The organism is Streptomyces sp. NPDC059142 (assembly GCF_042755665.1).
In the GTDB taxonomy this organism is placed as follows: Bacteria; Actinomycetota; Actinomycetes; order Streptomycetales; family Streptomycetaceae; genus Streptomyces.
The window spans coordinates 1-10,379 of record NZ_JBHZDA010000144.1; the positions used below are offsets into that span (position 1 = coordinate 1).

Annotated in this window: 8 protein-coding genes; 6 read left to right on the forward strand and 2 right to left on the reverse strand. The window is 70.8% G+C overall.

All coding sequences use genetic code 11. The features are described 5' to 3' along the window. The 5 genes from ACFXPK_RS30945 to ACFXPK_RS30965 all read left to right on the forward strand — a co-directional run. Positions 1-535, forward strand: a 535-nt coding sequence (locus tag ACFXPK_RS30945; RefSeq protein ID WP_385080437.1) for an ATP-binding protein, incomplete at its 5' end; no start/stop codon positions are given. A 22-nt stretch (positions 536-557) separates the two neighbouring features. Beyond that, positions 558-2,366 carry an LpqB family beta-propeller domain-containing protein gene (locus ACFXPK_RS30950; protein ID WP_385000293.1) on the forward strand — a complete coding sequence of 603 codons (1,809 nt, stop codon included), beginning with the start codon at positions 558-560 and terminating at the stop codon, positions 2,364-2,366. Between the two features lie 199 nt (positions 2,367-2,565). Then, complete coding sequence (locus ACFXPK_RS30955; protein WP_385000290.1) at positions 2,566-3,288, forward strand: ComF family protein; 723 nt, start codon at positions 2,566-2,568, stop codon at positions 3,286-3,288. Between the two features lie 315 nt (positions 3,289-3,603). Further along, the gene (gene hpf, locus ACFXPK_RS30960; RefSeq protein WP_385080439.1) at positions 3,604-4,293 is read left to right on the forward strand and encodes a ribosome hibernation-promoting factor, HPF/YfiA family; all 690 of its coding nucleotides are present in this window, start codon (positions 3,604-3,606) and stop codon (positions 4,291-4,293) included. Between the two features lie 297 nt (positions 4,294-4,590). Next, positions 4,591-5,358 carry a response regulator gene (locus tag ACFXPK_RS30965; protein ID WP_385000283.1) on the forward strand — a complete coding sequence of 256 codons (768 nt, stop codon included), beginning with the start codon at positions 4,591-4,593 and terminating at the stop codon, positions 5,356-5,358. A 68-nt stretch (positions 5,359-5,426) separates the two neighbouring features. On the opposite strand, the gene ACFXPK_RS30970 is transcribed toward ACFXPK_RS30965, so the two are convergent. Then, complete coding sequence (locus ACFXPK_RS30970; protein WP_385080442.1) at positions 5,427-6,626, reverse strand: winged helix-turn-helix domain-containing protein; 1,200 nt, start codon at positions 6,624-6,626, stop codon at positions 5,427-5,429. Between the two features lie 48 nt (positions 6,627-6,674). Further along, positions 6,675-7,244: a GNAT family N-acetyltransferase gene (locus ACFXPK_RS30975; RefSeq protein ID WP_385080443.1), complete on the reverse strand. Its 570-nt coding sequence runs from the start codon at positions 7,242-7,244 to the stop codon at positions 6,675-6,677. Positions 7,245-7,485: 241 nt separating this feature from the next. Between ACFXPK_RS30975 and secA the strand changes: the two genes are divergently transcribed. After that, a complete protein-coding gene (secA, locus tag ACFXPK_RS30980) occupies positions 7,486-10,314 on the forward strand; it encodes a preprotein translocase subunit SecA (RefSeq protein WP_385000274.1) in 2,829 nt (942 codons plus the stop codon). The last annotated feature ends 65 nt before the right edge of the window (positions 10,315-10,379 follow it).

Below are 10,379 nucleotides of genomic sequence, written 5' to 3' on the forward strand. Positions count from 1 at the left end.
GGACTACGGGGTGGGGCTGAAGCCGGGCGAGGCGACCCGGGTGTTCAACCGCTTCTGGCGGGCCGACCCGGCCCGCGCCCGGACGACCGGCGGCACCGGGCTCGGGCTGTCGATCGCCGTCGAGGACGCGCGGCTGCACGGCGGCTGGCTCCAGGCGTGGGGCGAGCCGGGCGGGGGCTCCCAGTTCCGGCTGACCCTGCCGCGTACGGCCGACGAGGCGCTGCGCGGCTCCCCCATACCGCTGGAGCCCGAGGACTCCCGGCGCAACCGGGAGAACGCCGGGACCGAGGGGCCGAAGGAGAGCGCGCACCGGCTGACGAGCGTGCCGGAGCAGCCGCGCGTGGACCGTTCCCCGCTCCAGGCGGCGGCATCGTCCGTGCTGCCCCGTACGTCCGCCGCGGTGGATCCCGCCGCGCTGCCGGGCAGCGGTGCCCGGGTGGTGCCGCGGCCCGCCGAGGACCGGACCCCCGAGAGCGACACCCAGGAGTCCGCGCTGTCGGACCCGAAGCGGGAGGACACGATACGTGGGCGCTGACCGCCGTTGGTTCGGAAGGGCGGTGCGGACGCCGGTCGTGCTGGGGGTGCTCGCCCTGCTGCTGGCCGGGTGCGCGTCGATCCCGGACAGCGGGGACGTGGAGCCGGTCAAGGCGTCCCCGGCCGGTGAGTCCCAGGTGCGGGTGTACGCCGTACCGCCGCGGGAGAAGGCGGGGCCCGCCGAGATCGTCGACGGCTTCCTGGAGGCCATGACCAGTGACGATCCCGACTTCGCGATGGCCAGGAAGTATCTGACGCCGGAGGCGTCGCGCTACTGGCAGCCCGGCGCGGGTACGACGGTGCTGCGCGCCGCGCCGGACCCCGCCGTGCCCAAGGAGGCGTCGGGTTCGGACAGCGGCGGGCTGACCTATCCGCTGTACGGCGACCGGATCGCCGACGTGGACTCCTCGCACGCCTACCAGCCGCTGGACCCCACGGCGTACAACGGCAGCATCCATCTGGTGCGGCAGAACATCGGGGGCGCCAAGGAGTGGCGGATCGACGATCTGCCGCAGGGGCTCGTGCTGGGCGAGTCGGACTTCCAGCGCAACTACCGGTCGGTGAACAAGTACTACTTCGCCTCCGGGGAGAACTGGCTGGTCGCCGACCCGGTCTACATCCGGCAGCGGATAGACCCCACGACCCGGATGGATCCGGTCACGCAGGCGGTCCGGGTGCTGCTCGACGGGCCGACGAACTGGTTGAAACCGGTGGTCGACTCGCCGTTCCCGCGCGGTACCGCGCTGGAGAAGAACACGACGTCGCTGGAGTTCGACGACCGGAACGCGCTGAAGGTGCCGCTCAACGAGAAGGCGGCCAAGGCGGGGCGCACGCAGTGCCGGAAGATGGCCGCGCAGCTCCTGTTCACGCTGCGGGACCTCACCGCCACGCCGGTGGGGCAGGTCGAGCTGCTGGCCGACGGCTCCTCGCTCTGTGTGCTCAGCGGCGACCAGGCCGAGGAGTTCGCACCGGACCGCACCACCGGCCGGCCCGACAACCCGTACTACGTGGACGACCGGGGGCGGCTCTCGCTGCTCCAGGCCGGCAGCGCGGAGAACGTGGACCGTTCGCAGGTCATCGGGCCGCTGGGCAAGGGCGATCTGAAGCTGGGCTGGGTCGGGGTGGCGCGCGACGAGAAGCACGCGGCCGGTGTCACCAAGGACGCCAAGTCGCTGTACGTGTCGTCGATCCTCGCGGACAGCGAGCCGGGCGAGCCGCTGGTGACCAGCAAGGGACCGGACGAGAAGGGGCGTCTGTCGGCGCCGAGTTGGGACGGGCGCGGCGATCTGTGGGTCGCGGACCGGGACCCGGCGCATCCGCGTCTGCTGCGGTTCGCGAACGGTGCGGGCGAGCCGCGCACGGTCACGGTCGACGGTCTGGACGGCGCGAGCGTCGAGGGGCTGCGGGTGTCGGCGGACGGGGTGCGGATCGCGCTGCTGCTGGCGAAGGACGGCAGGACCACGCTCCAGATCGGGCGGGTGGAGCGGCAGGGCTCCGGGGACGATCAGGTGGTGTCCGTGGCGGAGCTCCAGTCGGCGGCTCCGCAACTGGAGACCGTCACCGCGGTCTCCTGGGCCGGTCCGAGCAGGCTCGTGGTGGTCGGCAAGGAGCAGGGCGGTGTGCAGCAGGTCCGCTACATGCAGACCGACGGGTCGACCTCGGCGTCGAGCGTGCTGCCGGGGCTGAACCAGGTGACGGCGATCGCCGCGGCCGACGACGACCAGCAGCCTGTGGTGGCCGACTCGGAGGACGCCGGGATCGTACGGCTGCCGACGGGCGCGAACTGGCAGACGATGGTCGAAGTGGGCTCGTCGCCCGTCTACCCGGGCTGACGCCGGGGGCCGCCCTTCCGGCCGCCTCTCCGACCGCCTTTCCGACTGTCGGCACCGGGTGCCCGGCTCGGTACGCAGGGCCGGAAACGATCGGTCGCCATCGGCCGCCGGGGCGGGAAAACGGCTGGTTACGGGGATTGGCCGGCCGAGTTGTCCACAGGGGTGGCCGGGTGCCTCCGAGGTTGGCACAGTGTGTCCCATGCGGGCGTGGTGGCGGGAGATCACCGGCCTGGTGCTGCCGGTCGCCTGTGGCGGATGCGGGAGCCCCAGGACACCTTTGTGCGAGGCGTGCGGCCGGGCGCTGTACGGGACATGGCCGTGCCGGGTGCGGCCGGTGCCGGAGCCGCCGGGGCTGCCGTCCGTCCATGCCGCGGCCCCGTACGAGGACGCCGTACGGGCCGTTCTGCTGGCACACAAGGAGCGCGGGGCACTGGGCCTCGCCGCGCCGCTGGGACGCGCTCTGGCGGGCGCTGTACGGGCCGCCGCGCCGCCCGGTACCGGGGTGGGCCCGCTGCTGCTCGTACCGGTGCCGTCCACGCCGCGCGCGATCGGGGCGCGGGGGCACGACGCCGGGCGCAGGGTGGCGCTCGCCGCCGCCGGGGAGCTGCGGCGCACGGGGCGCGAGTGCCGGGTCCTGCCGGTGCTGCGGCAGCGCCGCCCGGTGGCCGATCAGGCGGCCCTCGGTGCCCGGCAGAGACAGATGAATCTCTCAGGGGCGTTGGAGGTCGCGATCGGGGGTACCCGGCTGCTGGAAGGCGGTCGGGTGGTGTTGGTGGACGATCTCATGACGACGGGTGCGTCGCTCGCCGAAGGGGCGAGGGCACTGCGTGCCGCCATGGGGTCCGGCATTCCTGGATTCGTACAGGTGAGTGCCGCCGTCGTCGCCGCTCCGCCGCTGTCTTTCGAAATAAACCGGAACTGATCAGGACTGTGCATCGTTGCAGGTGAACAGGGCAGGAAAAGAGCTGAACAGAGGTACGTGCCGGTAGCGGGTGCCGACACCCGTCCGGGGGGTCTATGTTCGGTTATGAGGAATGGCGCGAGCCGCGACTCATTGAATGCACTGGTGTGCTCCGGCGCTTTTCAGACCCCCGGAAATCAAGGGGAGTGGGGATCTCGCCGCTGGGGGAGGAGGAGGTGAAAGTCACCAAGTCCGAGGCTCCGGTGACTATCGGGGCCTGGTGCAACAAGGAGTGACTCCGCAGCGAGGCGGAGTGATCCGGGAACGGAGTTCTGCGTGGACATCGTCGTCAAGGGCCGTAAGACAGAGGTGCCCGAGCGGTTCCGCAAGCACGTGGCGGAGAAGCTGAAGCTGGAGAAGATCCAGAAGCTCGACGCCAAGGTGATCAGCCTCGATGTCGAGGTGTCCAAGGAGCCCAATCCGCGGCAGGCCGAGCGCAGTGACCGGGTGGAGATCACCCTGCACTCGCGGGGCCCCGTGATCCGGGCCGAGGCGGCAGCCGCCGACCCGTACGCGGCGCTCGACCTGGCCACCGGCAAGCTGGAGGCGCGGCTGCGCAAGCAGCACGACAAGCGTCACAACCGGCGGGGCAACGGCAGGTTGTCCGCGGCGGAGGTCGTCGATGTCGTACCTGGCGTGGCCCAGTTGAACGCGAACGGCGAGACGGCGGCGCAGGAGACCCGCGAGGCTGTACCCACCACCATGATCGGCACGATTGAGGTGCAGGGCGAAGGCCCCCTGGTGGTCCGGGAGAAGAACCACGTCGCCGCACCGATGACGCTCGACCAGGCGCTCTACGAGATGGAGCTGGTCGGTCACGACTTCTATCTCTTCGTCGATTCCGACACCAAGGAGCCCAGCGTCGTCTACCGGCGCCACGCCTACGACTACGGCGTCATCCATCTCAGGACGGACCCGCTGGCCGGTTCCGAGCCGGACGGCGCGGGCGGCGCTCTCGGCGGCTGAGGACGGCTGGGAGCGGCTGAGCGGCGCGGCCGGGCGCGGCCGGGTGCGGCTTGGCGCGGCCGGCCGGTCGGCACACCGGCCGGACCGCCTGGATCCAGCCGGAAAAGAGGCCGGAATCCCACGTCCGTCGGTGCCCCCGAGCGCTCGTAGAGCCCTTGGGGGCACCGCCGTGCTTCCGGAGGACGACCCCTCGGCCGCCCGGGCATGAAATCATGGAGCCGCAAGCCAACAAGTGGTCTGCGAACTGCGGTTGGCCGGCTCCATGAATGCGGGCCCCGGCCTTCAGGGGGAGGAACGATGGCGGACAGCTTCGGACCGGTGCATCACGCCGGTGGGGCCGGCGGCGCGGCCGGCGGCGCCGGGTCCGGGTCCGACACGGAGGCGGAGCGGGGCGGCTCGCGCCCCGAACCGATCCGGGTCCTCGTCGTGGACGACCACGCTCTCTTCCGCCGAGGGCTGGAGATCGTGCTCGCGCAGGAGGAGGACATCCAGGTCGTCGGGGAGGCGGGCGACGGGGCCGAGGCCGTCGACAAGGCCGCGGACCTGCTCCCGGACATCGTGCTGATGGACGTCAGGATGCCCAAGCGCGGCGGTATCGAGGCGTGCACCTCCATCAAGGAGGTGGCACCCAGCGCCAAGATCATCATGCTGACGATCAGCGACGAGGAGGCCGACCTCTACGACGCGATCAAGGCGGGCGCCACCGGCTATCTCCTCAAGGAGATCTCCACCGACGAGGTCGCCACCGCGATCCGTGCCGTGGCCGACGGCCAGTCGCAGATCAGCCCGTCCATGGCGTCCAAGCTGCTCACCGAGTTCAAGTCGATGATCCAGCGCACCGACGAGCGCAGGCTCGTGCCCGCGCCGCGGCTGACCGAGCGGGAGCTGGAGGTCCTGAAGCTGGTGGCCACGGGCATGAACAACCGGGACATCGCCAAGGAGCTGTTCATCTCCGAGAACACCGTGAAGAACCACGTCCGCAACATCCTGGAGAAGCTTCAGCTCCACTCACGGATGGAGGCCGTGGTCTACGCGATGCGCGAGAAGATCCTCGAAATCCGCTGATCCCGGGCCGTCCGGGGCCGCCCCCGGAGCGGCCTCCGCGGTCCGGGCGGGGCCCGCGCGCTCCCGCGTCACCCCGCCGCGATGAGCGCCTCGGCGAGCGGGGCGCGCAGCTCGGGCGGGTCGACACGCTCCACCCGTACGTCCGAGCAGCCGACCCACTCCGCGGCCTCCCGCAGCGCCGACGCCATCGGGGACACGGCCTTCGGCGTGTCCAGGGACACCTGCTTGGCCACCAGCGTCTTCCCCTCCCGCGCCGGGTCGACCCGGCCCAGCAGCCGGCCGCCGGAGAGCAGCGGCATCGCGAAGTAGCCGTACACCCGCTTCTGCTTGGGGACGTACGCCTCCAGCCGGTGGGTGAAGCCGAAGATCCGCTCGGTGCGGGCGCGCTCCCAGATGAGGGAGTCGAACGGGGAGAGCAGCGTCGTGCGGTGCCGGCCGCGGGGGGCGGTCGCCAGCGCCGCCGGGTCCGCCCACGCGGGCTTCGTCCAGCCCTCGACGCTCACCGGCACCAGCCCCGAGTCCGCGATCACCGCGTCGACCTGCTCGCCCTTGAGCCGGTGGTAGTCCGCGATGTCGGCGCGCGTCCCCACCCCGAGCGACCGGCCCGCGAGCGTCACCAGACGGCGCAGGCACTCCGTGTCGTCCAGCTCGTCGTGGAGGAGGTCGCCGGGGATGGCGCGCTCCGCCAGGTCGTACACCCGCTTCCAGCTCCGCCGCCCGGTGCACACGACCTCGCCGTACATCAGCGCGCGCTCGACGGCCACCTTCGCCTCGGACCAGTCCCACCACGGCCCGCCGTTCTTGGCGCCGCCCAGTTCCGTGGCGGTCAGCGGGCCCTCCGCGCGCAACTGCTTGATCACCGCGTCGTACGTCCCGTCCGCCAGCTCGTGGTACCAGTGCGGGCGGGCGCGGTAGGCGCGGCGGCGGAAGGCGAAGTGCGGCCACTCCTCGACGGGCAGCACACAGGCCGCGTGCGACCAGTACTCGAAGGCGTGTGGATCGGGCGGCGACGCGCCGTCGGCCGGCGGCGTCCAGTAGGCGTCCTCGACCGTCCTGCGCCCCACCGGGCCCAGCCGTGCGTACGGGATCAGCTCGTGCGACCGGGCGAGCACCGAGATCGTGTCGAGCTGGACCGCGCCGAGGTGGCGCAGCACGCCCCGCACCCCGCCGCGCCGGTCCGGGGCGCCGAGGAACCCCTGGGCGCGCAGCGCGATACGGCGGGCCTCGTCGGCGGACAGCTCGGCGGTGGCGGGCGGCACAGTCGTCATGGTCCGCACGATAGACGGCCGCACCGACAACGGGCCGGGCGGCCGGGGTCAGCTCCGCGCGGGCAGATACGGGTGTGTGGCGGGCAGTCCCAGATCCGAGGGGAGGAGCGCGCCGACCCAGGCGTCACGCAGTGTGTCCCGCTGGAGCAGGGCGGCGCGCAGCACGCCCTCCACCACGAAACCGGCCTTCTCCGCGACGGCGCGCGACGCCTCGTTGCCGACCTCGGCGCGCCACTCCAGCCGCCCGGCGCCCAGCTCCGTGAAGATCCAGCGGGCGACGGCGCCCACGGCCTCCACCGTGTGGCCGCGCCCGCGGTGCTCCTTCGCCGTCCAGTAGCCGATCTCCCAGGTGCCGGTCCGGCGGTGCGCGCTGACCGCGCCCATGAGCGGGCCGCCGCCGAGGGGCAGGAAACCGAAGGTGCAGTTCGTCCCGGACCGCCAGCCGTCCGCGACCAGGCGTTCGACGAAGTGCTCGGCGTGTCCGCGTTCGTACGGTGCGGGGACGGAGATCCAGCGCTGTATCGCGGGGTCCTGGCAGATCGCGTGCACGGCGTCGATGTCGTCGGACGTGAGGGTGCGCAGCAGCAGGCGCCCGGTGGTGAGGGTGACGGATTCCATGGACGGATTCTGCTGAGCGGTGTCATCCGGGACGAATGCTTTTCCCGCCGTACCGGCACCTTCCACGGGTTCCGCGCGTTCATATATGAGGGTGGCGGCAGACCCGCGTGACGGCGGCCCTCCCGGCGCGGCCGAGTCCTCGCTTACGATGGCCGTTGCGGTGGGGCCCGCCTGCCGTGCCCGCGCCCGTGTCCGATTCCGACCCACGTGCCAGGCCCGACCGGCAAGGAGACCAGCCTCAGTGTCCGTCTTCAACAAGCTCATGCGTGCAGGCGAAGGCAAGATCCTGCGCAAACTGCACCGCATCGCGGACCAGGTCAACTCTATCGAAGAGGACTTCGTCAGCCTCTCCGACGCCGAGTTGCGGGCGCTCACCGCCGAGTACAAAGAGCGGTACGCCGATGGCGAGAGCCTGGACGACCTGCTCCCCGAGGCGTTCGCGACCGTCCGCGAGGCGGCCAAGCGTGTCCTGGGACAGCGCCACTACGACGTCCAGCTCATGGGTGGCGCCGCGCTGCACCTCGGCTATGTCGCCGAGATGAAGACCGGTGAGGGCAAGACCCTCGTCGGCACGCTGCCCGCGTACCTGAACGCGCTGTCCGGCAAGGGCGTCCACCTGATCACGGTGAACGACTACCTGGCCGAGCGCGACTCCGAGCTGATGGGCCGCGTCCACAACTTCCTCGGCCTCAAGGTCGGCTGCATCATGGCGAACATGTCGCCGGCGCAGCGCCGTGAGCAGTACGCGTGCGACATCACGTACGGCACGAACAACGAGTTCGGCTTCGACTACCTGCGCGACAACATGGCGTGGTCGCAGGAGGAGCTGGTCCAGCGCGGCCACAACTTCGCCGTCGTCGACGAGGTCGACTCCATCCTGGTCGACGAGGCCCGTACGCCGCTGATCATCTCCGGCCCCGCCGACCAGGCCACGAAGTGGTACGGCGACTTCGCCAAGCTGGTCAGGCGCCTCACCAAGGGCGAGGCGGGCAACCCGCTCAAGGGCATCGAGGAGACCGGCGACTACGAGGTCGACGAGAAGAAGCGCACGGTCGCGATCCACGAGCCCGGTGTCGCCAAGGTCGAGGACTGGCTCGGCATCGACAACCTGTACGAGTCGGTGAACACCCCCCTCGTCGGTTATCTGAACAACGCGATCAAGGCCAAGGAGCTGTTCAAGAACGACAAGGACTACGTCGTGATCGACGGCGAAGTCATGATCGTCGACGAGCACACCGGCCGTATCCTCGCCGGCCGCCGCTACAACGAGGGCATGCACCAGGCGATCGAGGCGAAGGAAGGGGTGGACATCAAGGACGAGAACCAGACCCTCGCCACGATCACCCTCCAGAACTTCTTCCGCCTCTACGGCAAGCTCTCCGGTATGACCGGTACGGCCATGACCGAGGCCGCCGAGTTCCACCAGATCTACAAGCTGGGCGTCGTGCCGATCCCGACGAACCGGCCGATGGTCCGCATGGACCAGTCCGACCTGATCTACCGCACCGAGGTCGCCAAGTTCGCGGCGGTCGTGGACGACATCGCGGAGAAGCACGAGAAGGGCCAGCCGATCCTGGTCGGCACCACCTCCGTCGAGAAGTCCGAGTACCTCTCGCAGCAGCTCAGCAAGCGCGGGGTGCAGCACGAGGTGCTGAACGCCAAGCAGAACGACCGTGAGGCCACGATCGTCGCCCAGGCGGGCCGCAAGGGCGCCGTCACCGTCGCGACGAACATGGCCGGCCGCGGTACGGACATCAAGCTCGGCGGCAACCCCGACGACCTGGCGGAGGCGGAGCTGCGTCAGCGCGGCCTGGACCCCGTCGAGCACGTCGAGGAGTGGGCGGCGGCCCTGCCGGCCGCGCTGGAGAAGGCCGAGCAGGCCGTCAAGGCGGAGTTCGAGGAGGTCAAGGAGCTGGGCGGGCTCTACGTCCTGGGCACCGAGCGCCACGAGTCGCGCCGTATCGACAACCAGCTCCGCGGCCGTTCCGGCCGTCAGGGCGACCCGGGCGAGTCCCGCTTCTACCTGTCGCTCGGCGACGACCTGATGCGGCTCTTCAAGGCGCAGATGGTCGAGCGTGTGATGTCCATGGCGAACGTGCCGGACGACGTCCCCATCGAGAACAAGATGGTGACGCGCGCGATCGCCTCCGCGCAGTCCCAGGTCGAGCAGCAGAACTTCGAGACCCGTAAGAACGTCCTGAAGTACGACGAGGTCCTGAGCCGGCAGCGCGAGGTCATCTACGGCGAGCGCCGCCGCGTCCTGGAGGGCGAGGACCTTCAGGAGCAGGTGCGCCACTTCATGGACGACACGATCGACGCGTACATCCAGGCGGAGACCGTCGAGGGGTTCGCCGAGGAGTGGGACCTGGACCGGCTGTGGGGCGCCTTCAAGCAGCTCTACCCGACGAAGGTCACCGTCGACGAGCTGGAGGACGCGGCCGGCGACCGTGCCGGGATCACCGCCGAGTTCATCTCGGAGTCCATCAAGGACGACATCTACGCCCAGTACGAGGAGCGGGAGAACCAGCTCGGCTCGGACATCATGCGTGAGCTGGAGCGGCGCGTGGTCCTCTCCGTCCTCGACCGCAAGTGGCGCGAGCACCTGTACGAGATGGACTACCTCCAGGAGGGCATCGGCCTGCGGGCGATGGCCCAGAAGGACCCGCTGGTCGAGTACCAGCGCGAGGGCTTCGACATGTTCAACGCCATGATGGAGGGCATCAAGGAGGAGTCCGTCGGCTACCTGTTCAACCTGGAGGTCCAGGTCGAGCAGCAGGTCGAGGAGGTCCCGGTGGAGGACTCCGGCGAGCGCACCTCGCTCGCCAAGAAGGAGGACGCGGTGCCCGCGGGCACCGGGCGCCCGGAGATCCGGGCGAAGGGCCTCGACGCGCCGCAGCGGCCCGACCGGCTGCACTTCTCCGCTCCCACGGTGGACGGCGAGGGCGGCATCGTCGAGGGCGACTTCCAGAGCGCCGAAGGGCCGACGCGCTCCACGTCGGACGGTATGACGCGGGCCGAGCGCCGCAAGGCGCAGAAGAGCGCGCCCAGCGGACGCCGCCGCAAGAAGTAGCGCCGATGCCCGGCCGGCGGACCGGGCGGGCGATCGTACGGGCCGGGGCGCGCACTCTCGTGGTG

Bases quoted from the DNA above. Each gene is read 5' to 3' on its own strand.
- ACFXPK_RS30970 (WP_385080442.1), bottom strand. From the start codon at position 6,626: ATGACGACTGTGCCGCCCGCCACCGCCGAGCTGTCCGCCGACGAGGCC.
- ACFXPK_RS30955 (WP_385000290.1), top strand. From the start codon at position 2,566: ATGCGGGCGTGGTGGCGGGAGATCACCGGCCTGGTGCTGCCGGTCGCC.
- ACFXPK_RS30965 (WP_385000283.1), top strand. From the start codon at position 4,591: ATGGCGGACAGCTTCGGACCGGTGCATCACGCCGGTGGGGCCGGCGGC.
- ACFXPK_RS30975 (WP_385080443.1), bottom strand. From the start codon at position 7,244: ATGGAATCCGTCACCCTCACCACCGGGCGCCTGCTGCTGCGCACCCTC.